General features: G+C 63.5%; 10 protein-coding genes and 1 pseudogene. 8 read left to right on the top strand and 3 right to left on the bottom strand.

Translation table 11 applies throughout. The features are described from left to right. Positions 1 to 551 (top strand): annotated as a pseudogene (locus tag B2994_RS07190) (anthranilate phosphoribosyltransferase); the annotation flags it as partial. 95 nt (positions 552 to 646) lie between these two features. Here B2994_RS07190 and B2994_RS07185 read toward each other — a convergent pair. After that, positions 647 to 1,216 carry a hypothetical protein gene (locus B2994_RS07185; RefSeq protein ID WP_291527691.1) on the bottom strand — a complete coding sequence of 190 codons (570 nt, stop codon included), beginning with the start codon at positions 1,214 to 1,216 and terminating at the stop codon, positions 647 to 649. Positions 1,217 to 1,269: 53 nt separating this feature from the next. On the opposite strand from B2994_RS07185, the gene B2994_RS07180 reads away from it, so the two are divergent. Then, the gene (locus B2994_RS07180; protein ID WP_291527690.1) at positions 1,270 to 1,992 is read left to right on the top strand and encodes a lysophospholipid acyltransferase family protein; all 723 of its coding nucleotides are present in this window, start codon (positions 1,270 to 1,272) and stop codon (positions 1,990 to 1,992) included. A gap of 56 nt (positions 1,993 to 2,048) precedes the next feature. On the opposite strand, the gene B2994_RS07175 is transcribed toward B2994_RS07180, so the two are convergent. Continuing rightward, complete coding sequence (locus B2994_RS07175) at positions 2,049 to 4,193, bottom strand: Stk1 family PASTA domain-containing Ser/Thr kinase (RefSeq protein WP_291527689.1); 2,145 nt, start codon at positions 4,191 to 4,193, stop codon at positions 2,049 to 2,051. Positions 4,194 to 4,199: 6 nt separating this feature from the next. Next, the gene (locus B2994_RS07170; RefSeq protein ID WP_291527688.1) at positions 4,200 to 5,327 is read right to left on the bottom strand and encodes a polyprenyl synthetase family protein; all 1,128 of its coding nucleotides are present in this window, start codon (positions 5,325 to 5,327) and stop codon (positions 4,200 to 4,202) included. Between the two features lie 243 nt (positions 5,328 to 5,570). Between B2994_RS07170 and B2994_RS07165 the strand changes: the two genes are divergently transcribed. The 6 genes from B2994_RS07165 to B2994_RS07140 all read left to right on the top strand — a co-directional run bounded on the left by B2994_RS07165 (position 5,571) and on the right by B2994_RS07140 (position 16,984). Further along, positions 5,571 to 6,278: a DUF4192 domain-containing protein gene (locus B2994_RS07165; protein ID WP_291527687.1), complete on the top strand. Its 708-nt coding sequence runs from the start codon at positions 5,571 to 5,573 to the stop codon at positions 6,276 to 6,278. A gap of 119 nt (positions 6,279 to 6,397) precedes the next feature. Further along, complete coding sequence (locus B2994_RS07160) at positions 6,398 to 7,816, top strand: RNA polymerase sigma factor (protein WP_414630664.1); 1,419 nt, start codon at positions 6,398 to 6,400, stop codon at positions 7,814 to 7,816. Positions 7,817 to 7,875: 59 nt separating this feature from the next. Beyond that, positions 7,876 to 10,146, top strand: coding sequence for a DNA gyrase/topoisomerase IV subunit B (locus B2994_RS07155; protein WP_291527685.1), 2,271 nt, complete (start codon positions 7,876 to 7,878; stop codon positions 10,144 to 10,146). Between the two features lie 36 nt (positions 10,147 to 10,182). Then, positions 10,183 to 11,406, top strand: a complete 1,224-nt coding sequence (locus B2994_RS07150; protein ID WP_291527684.1) for an MFS transporter — start codon at positions 10,183 to 10,185, stop codon at positions 11,404 to 11,406. Continuing rightward, positions 11,399 to 12,373, top strand: a complete 975-nt coding sequence (locus tag B2994_RS07145) for a ribokinase (RefSeq protein WP_414630663.1) — start codon at positions 11,399 to 11,401, stop codon at positions 12,371 to 12,373. The genes B2994_RS07150 and B2994_RS07145 overlap by 8 nt, the downstream gene beginning before the upstream one ends. 60 nt (positions 12,374 to 12,433) lie before the next feature. Then, on the top strand, positions 12,434 to 16,984 hold the full coding sequence (locus B2994_RS07140) for an Lhr family helicase (RefSeq protein ID WP_291527682.1): 4,551 nt from the start codon (positions 12,434 to 12,436) through the stop codon (positions 16,982 to 16,984). Positions 16,985 to 17,064: the final 80 nt, after the last annotated feature.

Here is a 17,064-nt window from a genome sequence, read left to right as displayed (position 1 = left end):
TGGGCGTACCCTGCGTGTTCAACGTGCTTGGTCCGCTGACGAACCCGGCCGGCCCCAAGCATATGGCCATCGGCTGCGCCAACCGCGCTATGAGCCCGGTTATGGCGGAAGTGTACGCTGCCAATGGGCAGACGGGTATGGTGTATACCTCGCATGAAGGGCTTGATGAAATGGCCCCCACGGGACCGATCAGCGTATGGGAGTTCAAGGATGGCGCGGTGAGCGAAACCGAGTTCGATCCGACTGCCGATCTCGGTCTCGCCCCCGTTACCGTGGCCGATCTCAAGGGCGGCGAACCGGAGCTGAACGCCAAGCTGGCCCGGGATTTCTTCGCCGGACAGGATGTTCCTTTCCGTTCCACCGCGTTGCTCAACGCCGCCTCGGCCATCGTGGTCGATGCCCGACTGCTGCCGGATCCGAACGCCTCGCTTACCGGACGGTTCAAGGCCGCCTATGCGATCGCCGAGAAGACGGTCGATTCGGGCGCCGCCGCCGCCAAGCTTGACGAGTGGCTGGCCGCCGCAGCCAGGGAACGGCAGGCGCAGGACTAAAACCCATGACGTGTTGTGGGGACTCGACGGTGCCGTCCACGTTCCACAACACGTCCGTTGTCTCGTGTTTCTTTGGCGTCGCGACTCGGCGGCGGCTATACGCGGGCGCCGTCGTCGAAGATGTCGCTGCGGGTTTCGGTGTGTCCCTTATGCATCATCAGCAGGCCGGCGGCGCCGAGAATGGTCAGCGCGCCGCCCACCGCGCCAAGCGGGCTCGACCAGTTGGGCAGCAGCACGCATCCCACGAGAGCGAGCACTCCCACGACGACCATGCCGATGAACACCAGTTTCGATGTGCGCACTGGCCCGATGACCGGGTTGGGCGGAACGAAATCAGATCCCCCATCCATGGCTTCGTCGGCGTCGAGCCAACTGCTGCCGGTGAAATCGCGTGGGCCCGTTCCGGCGCCGATGCCGTCTACGAACGCGTCGGCGTTCAAATCGGCGGCATTCAGCAGCGCCTGTTTCTCGATGCGCCTGGCCTGCTTCTCGAATGCATGGGCGGTGCGCGAACGCTTCACACCGCCAAGGTCATCATGATGCTCTGCCAGGAAATCCCGCCAGGCCTCGTCGTTGACATTGGCGGAATCGCCGGGGTCCGGTCCGTTGCTGGCGCGTGGTGTTGAACCGTCGTTGAAAGGGTTGCTATTGTTGTGGTCGGTCATACAACCATACTGTAGCCAATGCGCGATAGATATGCGATTGTCAAGGAGATGCGATGCTGTACTGGTTTTTCGTCAAGCTGCTTGGGCCGCTTGCCCGTGTCTGGTTCAAACCTACGGTGCATGGGCTGGAAAACATCCCGAAGCAGGGCCCGGCCATTATCGCATCGAACCATCTTGCGGTCATCGACGATGGCCTGCTTCCCCTCGTCAGCCCCCGCATGATTCATTTCATGGGCAAGGCCGAGTATTTTGAGGGCAAGGGTTTCAAAGGCAAGTTCAAGAAGTGGTGGTTCACTTCCGTCGGTGTGTTTCCCGTGGATCGTTCCGGCGGCTCGAAGTCGCTGGGTGGGTTGCTGACCGCCCGCAAGGTACTTGAGGATGGCCATCTGTTCGGCATTCATCCCGAGGGCACTCGCAGTCCCGACGGTCGTCTGTACCGCGGCCATACCGGTGTCGCCCGGCTGGCTCTGGAAACCGGGTCCTCGATTATTCCCACGGCCATTATCGGTACGCGTGAGATGCAGGTGCCCGGGCAGGTGTTTCCGAAGAAGGGCAAGACCACGGTTGTTTTCGGCAAGCCGATCCCCGTCGAGAAGGTTCCCGAAGACGAAATCACGCACGAGCAGCTGCGGGCCCTGACCAATCGAATGATGCAGACGATTCAGAGCCAGTCCGGCCAGGAATACGTCGATGTGTACGCGCAGGTGGTCAAGAAGGATATCGCCGCGCGTCAGGCGGCCGCTCAGGCTGACGGGGCGCCGCGGACGGCCCGATAGCCTGAGCTGGTCGGCGGCTCGGTCGAGCCAAGCCGCGTTCGCCGGGCCGCGGCGCACTATGCGACGGTCAGTGTGATGGCGGTGGGGGTGCCGTTGGAATCGCGTACGCGCACCGTTTGGCCCGCATCGGGGTTCTGCATCCGCACCACATGGGTCCAGTCGCCGAGAGGCGCTGATTTTTTGACGTCGAATCCCAGATCCTTGAGGATTTTCTCCGCCTCGTCGTACTGTTTGCCGACGACGCTGGGAATGGTGGCCATCTGCGGCCCCTTGGAAACCACCATGTCAACGGTGTCTCCCCAGGCCAGTCGCGCTCCCTCCTGCTGGGAGGCCGAGATCACCGTGCCGGCTTCGACCGAGTCGTCGAAGGATTCGCTGACATTGACGGTGAGCTTCAGATCCTGCAATGCCGCCAGTGCGTCGTCCTTGGACCTGCCGACGACATTGGGCATGGTGACGGGCTTGCGCCCCTTGGACAGCGTGACGGTGATCGCCGCGTTGTGGTCGTAGGTTCCGCCGGGATTGACGTTGATGGTCAGGAGACTTCCCGCCGGCACATCCATGGAATAGTCGTCGCCCGCCTCATTATGCGTGACATTGTCGAAGCCGGCGGTTTTGAGGGCGGCTACGGGGTCCTTGCCGTTGGCCGAGCCGGCGTCCTTGATGTCATCGGGAACGGTGGCCTGCCTGACGCCCTTGGATACGACGATGGAGACCTTTTGCCCGCTGCGCTTGGAGATGCGGTCTCCCACATTGGCCGGATCGGTGGAGATGATGGCTCCCGCGGCCACGGTGTCGCTGTAGTCCTCGCTTTGCGTATAGGGGATGCCGGCGACGCTGAGCGACGTGGCGTAGGACGAGGCGCTGGCCCCCTGCACGGTGCAGGACGTTTCGGCGCACGTCACGTCGGCGGCGCCGGGAAGCGTCCAATAGCTGCCGGGACCGAAGTAGTACCACCATCCGAATCCGCCGCCGCCGAACAGGGCCAGGGTGACGATCACCGCGATGCCGATGCCGATGGTGCGGAACCGCCCGGCTCCCGCGGCGCTGCCTTTTCCGGAGGCGTGGGCGCTTGGGGACGCCGAACCGTCATGGTCGGCGACATTGGCGTCGGCATCCGTGAAGAACCGTTCGAACGTCTGGGGGCGGTCCCGGTGCGGGGGCTGCCGCGAGACGGCGTCACCAAGCGGTTGTGTGGCGCGATCGGCCGGTTTGGGCAATGGCATCGTGCCGTCGTACGCCATGGTCGTGTCCGGCCGCGCATGCGATGCGGTGATCGGCCGGGGCGCCGCGGGGACGTCGGGAACGAATCCGGACGGCAGGGGAGCGCGGAATCCCAGTTGATCCGCGCTCAGGGACGATGCGAGCGCGGATAGGAGCCGCGCGGCGACCATGGCGTTGGCCGGACGCGATTCGACCGCACGCGCGCACAGCGTCGCCACGAAGTCGGAGATCGCCGGGGCGACGCCCGGGCATGCCGAGGCGAGCGGGGGAACGTCCTCGTGCACGTGTTTGAAGACCACGGTAACCGGGTTGTCGGCGAGGAACGGCACCGCGCCCGTGAGCATTTCCCATGCGACAATGCCCACGGCATACAGGTCGCCCTGCATCGTCGCCTCATTGCGTTCGATCATTTCAGGCGCCAGGTACGCCGCGGTGCCCAGCAGCATGCCGGTAGTGGACAGCGTGGCCTGGGAGGCGGCCTTCGCCAACCCGAAATCGGTGATCTGCACGTGCCCGCGATCGTTGATCAGAATGTTCTCCGGTTTGATGTCGCGGTGCACCACGCCGATGCGGTGCGCCGCCGCCAGCCCGTCGAGGATCTCCCCGATGATGCGCAGCGTCTCGCGTACGTCGAAGGTGCCCTCGGCGTTCATGTCGTGGCGAAGATTGACGCCGTGCACATATTCCATGACGAGGTAATCCAGCCCGTTGAATTCGCCGGTGTCGTACACCTGCACGATATGCGGGTTGGCGACGGCCGCGGCGGATCGCGCCTCGCGGCGGAACCGCTCTTGGAATTGGGCGCGTCGGGGCCCCTGCGCCAATTGCGTGTGCATCACCTTGATGGCCACCTGGCGGTCCAGCCGCTCGTCGGTGGCCTCATACACGCTGGCCATGCCTCCTTCGGCGATCTTGCGGACGATGCGGTATCGTCCATCGACCACTTGCCCAACAGGCTGATTCGCCGCTTCACTCATGATTCACTATCCTACGCGGTGCGCGAGCTGCGAGGGGATGAACCGGGCGCAGGCCGCGAACAGCCGGTCGTGCGAGGCCTGATCGAGACCCAGCTGGCCGGCGGCTTCGTCGATGGCACCGCAGGAGGCGTGCCACAGCGTCGCGATGCGCTCGCGAGAATGGTCGATGGCGCCGGTTTCGTGGAAGAGGCCGATGGCGTGTTCCACGTCGTCGTGCGTGCGTTCGGGCGATTCGAACATGCGGATGAGCTCGTCGCGATCCCGTTCGGATGCGGCGCTGAGCGCGTCCGCGAGCAGCACGGTGCGTTTGCCTTCGCGGATGTCGCCGCCCACCGGCTTGCCGGTGGATGCGCTCGACCCAACCACATCGAGCAGGTCATCGGCGAGCTGGAAGGCCAGGCCAAGGCTGACGCCGATGGATTCGGCGATCGCTCGCGCCTTGGTGGGATTGACGCCGGCCGCGATGAGGCCGAGTTCAAGTGGCGCGATGGTGGTGTAGCTGGCGGTTTTCCAGCGGAAGACGTTGAGCGAGGTCCTCGCCAGCATCTCGGGCTTGTCCAACGGCACCTCCTCGGTCGCTAGGTCAAGTATCTGGCCGATTTCAACCTCGCGGTGCATGGTGAGGAACGCGCGCATCGCCGCCTGGGACTTATTGAGCGAGTTGGCGGCGTTGCGGGCGATGGCCACGGATGCCGTGGCGAGCAGGTCTCCCAGCATGATGCCGAGCCCCTTGCCGATGCTGTCGGCGCGCGACTGATCGGCGGTGACATCCTTGAGCGCGCGGTGCGCGGAGGGCTTGCCGCGGCGCAAATCGGAATCGTCGATGATGTCGTCATGCACCAGGGCTGCGGTTTGGAACACCTCGATCGCACATGCCATGTCGATGACGGCCTGGCGGACCGTGCGGTTGCGATCGGTGTCCGGTTGCTTCTCCGCTGCATCGTAGGACGCGAGGGTGAGCAGGGCTCGCAGCCGCTTGCCTCCCTCGCTGGATCGCAGGGCCTGGCCTGTCACGGCGTTCATGACGGGGGCGCAGGCGCGGGGAATGGTGGTGTCCGGTGGGTTCGAAGCGTATTCGGCTACCAGCTGCTTGATGCGTGGTTCGAAGATTACGGGGTCTGCAGTGAATTCCATACCTATGAGATTATCCACACTGGACGATGTCGGATGTGGGCTGCGCCGCGATTGCGTCGGCGACGCGCCGAAATGGGTTTTCGAGGGGCACGTTCGGCCACATGCCGGGGATCGCCGTGCCGCCGGGGCCCGCTCTGGCATAGTGGATGTCATGGCGCGTGTGCAGGACGCGCCGGGATCGGGAAGGGACGTCCGGCGGACGCTGTCGGCGCCGGACGGGGATGGCGGTGGTAAGGAATCGTCATGGGATATGGGCCATGCACGGCGTTCTCGGATATCGTTGCGGACTCGTCGTGCGATTATGACTCCGAGCGTTTTGAAGATGCGGAGCTTGAGGAGCTCACGTTGTTGTTTCGTGATCGACGTCGCGACATGGGGGCCGAAGCCGCTGACATGACATGGTTCGTCGATCCCCTGGATGCGTGGCTGGCATGCCTGGACAACCGGCGTCGCGGATTGGACCGTGAATCGATCGCATATCTTGCCGTGGGCATGCGCGGTGCGGTGTCGATGCGGGACGCTTTGATCGTTTCGCTGATTTCCGCGCAGACGGATCGCGAGCGTCTGATGCAACTGGGGGTGCGGCCCCATCGACCGGCGAACTCCAGCTATTTGGGGCGGGTGCTGGGCTCGACCTTCGACGACGCCGAAGGCAGGCCCGATGCGCCGCGATGCTCCCGTGGATTGGGGATGCTGGTTCAGATGGTTCGATCGGTTCCCGATGCCTACGGAGTGCAGCCCATGGCGGTTATCGCCTATGTTCTATGGTGGGTCGGCGACATCCATGCGGGGGCATATGCCGTGCGTGCGCTTGCGATGGATGGACGGTGCACCCTGGCGCTGATTGTCCTGGCGGCTCTTGAGCACGGCATTGCACCGGCATGGGTGGGGCCGTCCGCTGCGTCGGTGCCGGGGCATGGCGGTGCGCGCCGGCGCGAAACGTCGCTCTGATGCGTTTTGGGAATAATCGTCCTTGGAACGTGGTTGACTCGTACAGTTGACGATTTGCCCTTGCCAGAAGTGTGCCCGTATGGTATACGGGCACAGGCGGGAAGAGCTGGGAGGATACATTGGCCACTAAGAGCACTGCTCGCAAAAGCACAACTGCCAAGACTGCTAGGAAGTCCGCGAAGGCCGCTGCCGGGTCCAAGGAGGAGACCGGGGAGACCGTGCGGAAAGGTAAGGTGACAGGCGGATCCGTTTCTTCCACCCGCAGGCGTTCGTCCGCGGCAAACGGTGCCGTGGGCAGGAAGGCCGCCGATGCTGACGGCGACGCGAAGGCCACGGCCAATCAGCTCGGAGACGATGCGGACAAGGAGCCGACCGCCGACGACGTCGACAACCAGCTTGAGGATGACGATCTGGTCGGTGATGATCTGGATGATGACGATGATCTGGATGATTCCCCGGATGACGACGAAGACGACGGGCCCGATGACGACGAGGCCGAGGAGGAGCGCAAGCCCAAGACGGAGGTGCCGAAGGCCAAGGGTGCGTTCGTCGTACGGGACGATGACGATGACGACAACCTCACCCCCTCGGGCAATCCGAAGCGTCGCGTGATCGCCGCCGGCGCCACGGCTGACCCGGTGAAGGACTATCTCAAGCAGATCGGCCGCGTCAGCTTGCTGAACGCCGAGCAGGAGGTTGATCTTTCGGAGCGCATCGAAGCCGGCTTGTACGCGCAGCATCTGCTGGACACCACGTCCGACGGCATGGACTTCAAGCGCAAGCGCGAGCTCAAGTGGGCTGCAGCCGATGGCAAGAAGGCCAAGGACCACCTGTTGGAGGCGAATCTTCGTCTGGTGGTGTCGCTGGCCAAGCGCTATACGGGTCGTGGCATGCTGTTCCTTGATCTGATTCAGGAGGGCAACCTCGGTCTGATCCGTGCCGTGGAGAAGTTCGACTGGAAGAAGGGCTTCAAGTTCTCCACCTACGCCACATGGTGGATTCGCCAGGCCATCACCCGCGCCATGGCCGACCAGGCCCGTACCATTCGCGTGCCGGTGCATATGGTCGAGGTGATCAACAAGCTGAGCCGCGTGCAGCGTCAGATGCTGCAGGACCTGGGCCGTGAGCCCACGCCGGATGAGTTGGCCCGCGAGCTTGACATGCCGGTGGAAAAGGTGCAGGAGGTCCAGAAATACGGCCGTGAGCCGATTTCGCTGCATACGCCGCTGGGCGAGGACGGCGATTCGGAGTTCGGCGATCTGATCGAGGACACCGACGCCATCGCCCCGTCCGACGCCGTGGCCTTCTCCCTGCTGCAGGAGCAGTTCAAGCAGGTGCTTGAGACCCTGTCCCCGCGCGAGGCGGGTGTCATCAAGATGCGCTACGGTCTTGAGGACGGTCAGCCCAAGACGCTTGACGATATCGGGCGTGTGTATGGCGTGACCCGTGAGCGCATTCGCCAGATCGAATCCAAGACCATGTCGAAGCTGCGTCACCCGTCCCGCTCCCAAACGCTTCGGGACTTCCTGGATCAATGATCGCCGGGCCGATGGTCGGCGACCGGTTGGGCATAATCACTGCATACTGAAAAGAGCATATGGCAACGGAAGAATACGGCGCCAAGGACCTTGCCGTCCTTGAGGGCCTGGACGCTGTGCGCAAGCGTCCAGGCATGTATATCGGCACCACCGATTCACAGGGGTTGATGCACTGCCTGTGGGAGATCATCGATAACGCCGTCGACGAGGCGTTGGCTGGGTTCTGCACCAACATCGTGGTGACGCTGCATGCCGACGGCTCCGTCGAGGTCGCCGACAACGGCCGCGGCATTCCCGTGGATGTGGAGCCGAAGACCAAGCTCACGGGTGTTGAGGTCGTCATGACCAAGCTGCATGCCGGTGCGAAATTTGGCAACTCTTCGTATACCGCGGTTGGCGGGCTGCATGGCGTCGGATCCTCGGTGGTGAATGCGCTGAGCTCGCGTCTGGACGTCGAAGTGGATCGTGGCGGCAAAACCTACCACATGGCGTTCCATCAGGGGCATCCCGGTGTGTACGACGAGGACGGTGATCCTGCGAATCGGCACCCTGACAATCCCTTCAAGCGCACCCGCAAGAACAGGCCGACGGAGCTTGCGGTTATCGGCAAGGTCCCGCCGAAGCGCACCGGTACGCGAGTGCGGTATTGGCTTGACCCCGAGATTTTCAACGAGACCGCGGTGTTCAGCTATGAGCAGCTTGTCGACCGCGTGCGCCAGACCAGCTTCCTAGTTCCCGGCCTGAAGATCACCGTCATTGACGAGAATGTGCGGGAACGCGGCGATGACGTGCATGAGGTGGATGGCGACGCGTCCGCGGATTCAAGGATTTCCGCGGAATCGGTCGATGTCGCCGGATCCGTCGCATCGGACGGCGTGGAGATGCCTTCCGACGTGGCCCCGGACGGTGGTTCCCCGATGTTGGAGGAGGTCAGCTATGATCATCCCCGCATCGCCGAGTTCCTGCATACGGGCGGTGTGAAGGATTTTGTCGATTTTCTCTCCAAAGGCGAGCCGGTTTCCGACATCTGGCGCATTCAGGGCCGGGGCACCTATCAGGAGGAGACCCAGGCCGTTGGCGCCGGCGGCGAGCTGCACGCGCAGCAGATTGAGCGAAGCTGCGACGTCGATATCGCGTTGCGGTGGATCAATGGTTATGACACCACGCTGGTCAGCTTCGTGAACGTCGTGGAGACACCCGGCGGCGGCATGCATGTGGACGGTTTCCTCAACGGCATCACCAGGCAGATCCGCAAGGCGGTCGAGGACAATGCCCGCAAGCTGAAGGTCAACCTCAAGGATTCCGCCATGAAGGTGGAGCGCGACGATATCATGGCCGGTCTGGTGGCCGTGGTGACCGTGCGCATCGCCGAGCCGCAGTTCCAGGGGCAGACCAAGGACGTGCTGGGCACTGCGCAGGTCAAGCCGATTGTGACCAGGCTGACCGACAGGCAGTTCGGGGAGATGATCACCGGTTCCAAGCGCGGGTTCAAAGAGCAGTCCGGTCGCGTGCTCGAAAAGATCGTCGGCGAGATGCACGCCCGCATCCAGGCGCGCAAGACCAAGGAGGTCACCCGGCGGAAGAACGCGCTCGAATCCGCTTCCATGCCCGCCAAGTTGTCTGACTGCCAGCCGGGCAACGACGATGTGGCCGAGTTGTTCATCGTCGAGGGCGACTCGGCGCTGGGCACCGCCAAAGCCGCCCGCAATGCGGGATTCCAGGCCCTGCTGCCCATTCGAGGCAAAATCCTCAACGTGCAGAAGGCGTCGATCAGCCAGATGCTGAACAACAAGGAATGCGCGGCGATCATCCAGGTGGTTGGCGCGGGGTCCGGCGCGAGCTTCGACATCAGCCAGTCCCGCTACCACAAGATCATCATGATGACCGATGCCGATGTCGACGGCGCCCACATCCGCATCCTGTTGCTCACCCTGTTCTACCGGTATATGCGGCCTCTTATCGAGCATGGCTATGTGTATGCCGCCGTGCCCCCGCTGCACCGCATCGCGCTGACCGGCTCGCATAAGGGTGAATACGTGTACACCTATTCGGATGATGAGCTCGCCGCCAAGCTCGCCGATCTTGATGCCGGACGCATCGGCTACAACCCTGATATCCAGCGCTATAAGGGTTTGGGTGAAATGGATGCGGACCAGTTGGCGGACACCACCATGGATCCGCGCACGCGAATGCTTCGACGGATCCGTATGGAGGATGCCGCTCAAGCCAGCGGGATGTTCTCGCTGCTCATGGGCGACGATGTGCCGCCCCGAAAACAGTTCATCGTCGACAACGCGGACGATTTCGACCGTTCGAAGATAGACACCTGATCGGCGCCGTCGACGTTCGAGGCGTGGGGTGAACCAGTGACCAGCCTGTTGCTTGCCGTAATCTACTGCGCGTTTATTTCACTTGGCCTGCCGGATGCGCTGCTTGGTTCCGCATGGCCCACCATGGTGGGTGAGTTTGGCGTGCCGGTGTCGTGGCAGGGTGGCGTGTCGACGATCATTTCCGTCGGCACCATCTGCTCCGCGCTGCTGAGCGACCGTCTTACCCTGCGTTTCGGGACCGGCAGGGTCACCGTGGTATCCGTGGCGATGACGGCCGTGGCGTTGTTCGGCTTTTCGCTGGCCCCGAACTACTGGATACTGCTGGCTATGGCGGTTCCGTATGGATTGGGCGCGGGTGGCGTGGACGCGGCCCTGAACAACTACGTGGCGCTGCACTACGAAAGCCGCCATATGAGCTGGCTGCACTGCATGTGGGGCTTGGGCGCCTCGGCGGGGCCCTATATCATGGGCTTCGCCCTGGCTTCGGACCATGGCTGGCAGGGGGGATATCGATCCATTGCGTTCATCCAGATCGCGCTGACCGCAGTGCTCGTGCTGAGTCTGCCTCTGTGGAAAACGCGCGAGGATGGCCGTTCTCGTGCGGACTGGGTGGATCGTGCTGATCGGGGCGGTCGGACGCCCAACGATTCGCGCCAGTCATTGGGTTTTGGCCGGATTCTCGCGATTCGCGGTGCCAGACAGATCTTTGTGATGTTCTTCTGCTATTGCGCATTGGAATCGAGCGCCGGACTGTGGGCCAGCACCTATATGACGCTGTGCAAGGGTGTGGACGCCTCCGTGGCGGCGCGCTGGGGAGGGCTGTTCTTCGTCGGCATCACCGTCGGCAGGGCGCTGAGCGGTTTCATGACGATGAGGTTTTCCGATCCCGCGATGATTCGAATCGGGCAGGCCGTATTGCTGTGCGGCGTCATCGTGATGCTGCTGCCGTTGCCGGGCACCTATGGCATGCTGGTCGGCCTGATCATGATTGGACTTGGCTGCGCTCCCATCTACCCGTGCATCATTCATTCCACGCCGGGATACTTTGGCAAGGAGCGCTCGCAGGCGATCATCGGTGTGCAGATGGCCAGCGCCTACCTCGGGTCTCTCGCCATGCCGCCGGTATTCGGCCTGATTGCCCAATATGTTTCCGCCGAGCTGTTCCCCTGGTATGTGCTGCTGTTGCTGGTGCTGATGACGGTGATGCACGAGCGGTTGCGCTCGGTCTGCGGGGCGGGCGACAATGGGTCTCATGAATGAGGCTTTGAGCGCGCGCCTGTTGGGACTGGGAACAACGGAACGTTCCGTGGCGATCGTAGGGTCGATGAATGCCGACTATACCGTGACGGCGGACCGTCTGCCGGGGCCGGGGGAGACCGTGAACGGCGGTCCGCTGCGGATCCTGCCTGGTGGAAAATCCGCGAACCAGGCGGCGAGCGCGGCGCTGCTCGGTGCCTGTGTGCGCATGTATGGCGCCGTGGGGTCCGATGACAACGCCGATTTTCTGCTTGGCCGTCTCGCAGACGCCGGCGTCGATACGTCGCAGGTCAGGCATGCCGAGGGGCCCAGCGGAACCACGATGATTACCGTGGAGACCGGCGGCGAGAACACCGTTGTGTACTCGCCCGGGTCGAATGCCTTGGTGGATGTGGACTACATCGAACGGCATCGAGAGGCGCTGGCCGCGGCTTCGGTGCTTGGCCTGTGCCTGGAAAGCCCGATGGACACGGTGGTCGCTGCCGCGCATGTCGCCCATGAGGCGGGGGCGACGGTGCTGCTGAACGATTCGCCGTTCGTCGCCGAGCTGCCTGCGCAGTTGGTGGAGGATGCGGATATTCTGCTCGTGAACGAACATGAGGCGGCTCGGCTGTTGGGCGTCGCCTCGATGGATGCGAGTGGCGGAGCCGGGCTGGACTGGGATGAGGTGGCGCATCGCATGGCTCAGTTCGGTTTTTCGCGTTCGGTGATCACGCTGGGCGGCGACGGCTCCATGGTGTTTGACGGCGAGGTGAAGCATCGCATTGCGCCGGTGCGTGTGCCTGCGGTGGACACCACCGGCTGTGGCGACTCGTTTATGGGAACGATTCTCGCCGGGCTTGCGGCCGGTCTGACGCTTGCCCAGTCCGCTCGGTTGGGTTCGTATGTGTCCGCCTACGCGGCGACGGGGTATGGCGCTCAGGCCTCGTACGGAACCGCGCGACAGGTGGTGGACCGCTTCGCCGGTTGAGTGGGGCGGGCCGGGCCGCCGGCGGGGCGGTTGTCATGCCCAAACGCCATAATCGAACATATGTACGATTGCTTGGATCTGTTTGCGAAGCCCACGCGGGCGTGGTTCAAGCATGCGTTTGCCGGGCCCACCGATGTGCAAAGCAAGGCTTGGCCCGTCATAGCAACTGGCCGGAATGCGCTTATTCTCGCGCCTACGGGGTCGGGCAAAACCCTGGCCGCGTTCCTGTCGGCCATAGACGGGCTGATGCAGCGCGCAGCGGAAGACGATCCGCCCCAATCAGGCAGGCTGGCAAGCGGCCGCTCTTCCGCGCGCGGTGTCAGCGTGCTGTATGTTTCACCACTCAAGGCGCTGGGCGCGGACGTGGCAAGGAACCTGATGCGTCCGCTGGAGGGCATCGCCCAAGAGTCCGGCAGCCCGCTTCGCGTCACGGTCGCCATACGTTCCGGCGATACCCCCGCCGATGAGCGGCGGCGCATTGTCTCCCATCCCCCGGATATTCTCGTCACCACTCCGGAATCGTTGTATCTCCTGCTGACATCCAAGGCGCGCAGGATCTTGCGCACGGTGACCACGGTGATCGTCGATGAGGTGCATGCGATTGCGGGAACCAAGCGAGGTGCGCATCTGGCTGTGAGCCTGGAACGGTTGGATGCGCTGATTGGCGGTGAAAAGCTGGGACTCCCGGTCGACGCCGACGCTCACGGCGCCGTCAGCCATGTGCAGCGCATCGGGCTGTCGGCCACGGTGCGTCCGGTTGGGGAGATCGCCCGATTCGTGGGCGGCGCTCAACAGATCGACGTGGTGAATGCGGGCATGTCGCCGACGATGGATGTCAAGCTCGTCGAGCCGTTGCCCGACATGCAGGATCTGTCATTGTCGGATGCGGGGCGTCTCGCAGGCGGCATGGGCGCGTCTTCGGATGGTTCGGGCGGTTCGATATGGCCGGCGATCGAGAGCAGCGTGCTTGATGAAGTGCTGGCCCATCGCACCACGCTTGTGTTCGTCAATTCACGTGGCTTGGCGGAGAAACTCACCGCCCGGCTGAACGACCTCTATACGCAGCGTGTGGGGAATGCCGGGCAATCCCATGGGCCATTGCCCGTCTCGCGAGAGATGGGGTCGCCGGAGGGCCACGAGAACTTCGCCAAACACTATGACGCCGTAGTCGGATCCACCACTATGCTGGTTGGCTCGCATAACGATGGTGATGTCATCGCCATGGCGCATCACGGCTCCGTGTCGAAGGACAGGCGCAAGCGCATCGAAGAGGATCTGAAACGGGGGCGTTTGCGCTGCGTCGTGGCGACCAGCAGCCTGGAACTCGGCATTGACATGGGCTCGGTCGATCTGGTGATCCAGATCGCCCCGCCCCTGAGCGTGGCCAGTGGTCTGCAACGTGTGGGGCGTGCCGACCATCGTGTGGGCGGCGTTTCGCATGCGTTGTTCTATCCGCTGACTCGCGAGCAGATCATCGGTGCGACCGCCAGTGTGGAGGCGATGCGCGCCGGCGACATCGAGGCGGTCGCCATGCCTCGCAGTCCACTCGATATTCTCGCCCAGCACACCGTGGCGGCGGCCTCCATGGAGGACTTGGACGACGATCATTGGTATCGTCTGATCCGCCGCGCCGCGCCATTCGCCACCCTGGCGCGCGGGGATTTCGACGCGGTGGTGGATATGATGACCGGCGCCTACAACACCGAGGATTTCTCCGCCTTTCGGCCGCCTCTGATGATGAACGAGGAAACGGGCCGCATTGCCGCCCGCCCCGGCGCGCAACGGCTGGCCGTCACCTCCGGCGGCACGATTCCGGACCGTGGGCTCTATACGGTGGTGCTGCCCGAGGCCGAGGCCGGCAAGGGCCCCCGTCGCGTTGGCGAGTTGGATGAGGAGATGGTCTATGAATCGCGCGTCGGCGATGTCATTACGCTGGGCACGTCGACATGGCAGATCAAGGAGATCACACGCGACCGCGTTGTAGTCACCCCGGCGCCCGGGCGTACCGCACGGCTGCCGTTCTGGCATGGTGAGGGTGCGGGCCGTGGCGCTGAATTCGGGCGGGCGATCGGAGATTTTCTGCGCAGCGCCGAAGCCGCGCTGCAGACGAACCCTGGTGATGGCGGTGGAGAATTCGGGTTGGCGTTTTTTCAACGGTTGCAGGCGGATGGGCTGGACGGCAACGCCACGGCCAACCTCGCCCAGCTGCTGCGTGAGCAGCGCGCCGCCACCGGCGCCGTTCCAAACGACAGAGTTCTGATCGTCGAACAGTGCCCCGATGAGGAGGGTGACTGGCGTGTTATTGTGCATTCGCCATTTGGTCGGCGTGTGCATGAGCCATGGGCCATGGCCATATCGCATCGCATCAGACAGCGCTACGGATTCGATGGCCAGATCTGCGCCGCCGACGACGGCATTGTCCTCCGATTGCCCGATGGCGTGAGCATGCAGGGTGATCTGCGGGAGTTGGTCGTTTTCGACCCGGATGATATTGTGCGTGACGTTGAAATGCAGGTTGGCGAATCGGTGCTGTTTGCCGCCAGATTCCGCGAATGCGCCGCCAGATCATTGTTCCTGCCCCGCAGGAGTCCGGGCAAACGCGTGCCGTTGTGGCAACAGCGACTGCGAGCCTCCCAATTGCTCGGCGCCGCCCGAACCCGGCGGAATTTCCCGCTCCTGCTGGAAACCGCACGCGAATGCCTGCAGGATGTGTACGACCTGCCGTCGTTGCGCGAGCTGATGGGTCGTCTCAACGATGGCGCAGTGGCGCTGAGCGTCGTTGAGACCAAGCAGCCGTCGCCGTTTGCCGAGAACCTGCTGTTCGGCTGCATGGGACAGGTGATGTACCAATACGACGTGCCGCAGGCCGAGCGCAGCGCGCAGCTGCTGTCGGTGGATCCACAGGCGTTGGAACGATTGCTCGGCTCCGACGATATGTCGCCGGTACTGGACGCTCAAGCCATCGATGAGGTTGAACGGCGGCTGGCGTCCCATACGTTCTGGAATGACCTGGCCTGTGACGATGTTGTGGGGCGCGTCACCCGGTATGCCAAAACGCACGGCCCGTTCTCGGCGGATGACGCAATCAGCGCATTGGGCTTTGATGCGGCCGCCGTTGTCCATACCCTGGATGATCTCGCATCCCGTGGTGATGTGCTGCATGGGCGTTTCACTCACGACGCTTCGACGGACCAGTGGATGCACGTCGAGGTGTTCCGCCGCATTCGCGCCCTGTCCCTCAGCAATGCGCGCAAGGCGATTCGCCCGGTAGGCCAAAACGTGTATCAGTCGTTTCTGCTGGATCGCCAGGGCGTCGGTTCGGTTGGCTCGGAACGCTATGAGGGGGCGGACGGTCTGCTGCGCGTCATCGAACAGCTGGAAGGCGTGGCGTTGTCGCTCGAGGTCTGGGAGACCAGTGTGTTTCCGGCGCGAGTCAGGGATTACCGGTCCGCGGATTTGGATGAGCTGCTGTCGGCCGGCGGAATCATCTGGGTTGGCGCTGGCAACGGCACCGGCAAAGTCGGCGAAGCTGGCACCATATCGTTCTATACCGCTGATTCGATCTGGCTGCGCGGCGATGACTCATCATGGCCGGCTTGCAAGGACGCGGGTACGGGGACTTTGCCGGATGTCATTCTCGATGTGATGGCATCCGGAGGCGCGTATCGGGCGGATCAGCTTGCCGACCGCGTTCGGCAACGATGGAACGAGATCGCCCCCGACGTGGACGAACGCACCGGTGAGATCGTGGCCAAAGCATGGTCAAACGGCCAATTCGAACAGGCCTTATGGTCATTGGTATGGCAGGGGGCCGTGACGAATAGCTCATTGTCGCCGGTCCGGGCACTGAATGGCGCGATTCGGGCTCCGCATACCTCAGCCGGCATGCGGCGGCGCTTGCGAGCCTACGGCCGATTCGATTCCGGACCTGCGCCAACCAGACCCGCGTCAATGGGTGGTCTGTGGATGGCCGTGTGCGGCAATCCGGCAAGTGCGGAGCAATCCGCCATTGCCCGTGTCGAAACCCTGTTGGACCGCTATGGCGTAATCGCACAGCCACTGATCGATCATGAGGGGATTCCCGGCGGATTCTCCGCACTGTACCCGGTGCTCAGACGCATGGAAGAGCATGGGCTGGTGGTTCGTGGCATGTTCGTGCAAGGTTTTGGCGCCGCACAGTTCGCAGCCAAGGACACTGTGGACGAGCTGCGTCGCTTTGCCTCTCGCTTTGCCGCTGATGACGGACGGCGTCAGGATCCGGTCGCGGTTTCCGCGCTTGATCCCGCCTCGCTTGCCGGTTCCGCGGTTGCATGGCCGCCATTGCCCGAAGGTGCCGCCAAACCGGCGCGTCGCGACGGCTCCATCGTGGTGTTCAAAGACGGCGCCCCGGCGGTTTTCGCCGCGCCCAAGGCCAGGCATCTGACGATCTGGGGTGATGACGCCGCTCCGGCGCTGCACGAGCTGGCATATACGTTGCAGCGCATTCCTACGGGATCCGTTACCATCGGCGATGTCAACGGCCGGCCCTGCGGCATTCGCAATCCCTGGACGCGCGCCCTGCACCAGGCCGGCTTCACTCCCACACCTCAAGGCATGACCCTGTATCGCTAGCCGTGTTCGACGAGATGGCACGCGGCTGGTATGTCTCCGCCATCTCTCGCCGTATCAGCGCCTTCGATACCGCAGAATGA

Origin of the sequence: Bifidobacterium sp. UBA744 (genome assembly GCA_002298605.1) — a bacterium.
Classification (GTDB): domain Bacteria; phylum Actinomycetota; class Actinomycetes; order Actinomycetales; family Bifidobacteriaceae; genus Bifidobacterium.
This window is presented reverse-complemented; position numbering and strand designations above follow the sequence as displayed.

What these genes read in the sequence shown, in the direction of transcription:
- B2994_RS07145 (WP_414630663.1), top strand. Translation starts at nt 11,399, where the DNA reads ATGAATGAGGCTTTGAGCGCGCGCCTGTTGGGACTGGGAACAACGGAA.
- B2994_RS07175 (WP_291527689.1), bottom strand. Translation starts at nt 4,193, where the DNA reads ATGAGTGAAGCGGCGAATCAGCCTGTTGGGCAAGTGGTCGATGGACGA.
- B2994_RS07155 (WP_291527685.1), top strand. Translation starts at nt 7,876, where the DNA reads ATGGCAACGGAAGAATACGGCGCCAAGGACCTTGCCGTCCTTGAGGGC.
- B2994_RS07180 (WP_291527690.1), top strand. Translation starts at nt 1,270, where the DNA reads ATGCTGTACTGGTTTTTCGTCAAGCTGCTTGGGCCGCTTGCCCGTGTC.
- B2994_RS07170 (WP_291527688.1), bottom strand. Translation starts at nt 5,327, where the DNA reads ATGGAATTCACTGCAGACCCCGTAATCTTCGAACCACGCATCAAGCAG.
- B2994_RS07140 (WP_291527682.1), top strand. Translation starts at nt 12,434, where the DNA reads ATGTACGATTGCTTGGATCTGTTTGCGAAGCCCACGCGGGCGTGGTTC.
- B2994_RS07185 (WP_291527691.1), bottom strand. Translation starts at nt 1,216, where the DNA reads ATGACCGACCACAACAATAGCAACCCTTTCAACGACGGTTCAACACCA.
- B2994_RS07165 (WP_291527687.1), top strand. Translation starts at nt 5,571, where the DNA reads ATGGGATATGGGCCATGCACGGCGTTCTCGGATATCGTTGCGGACTCG.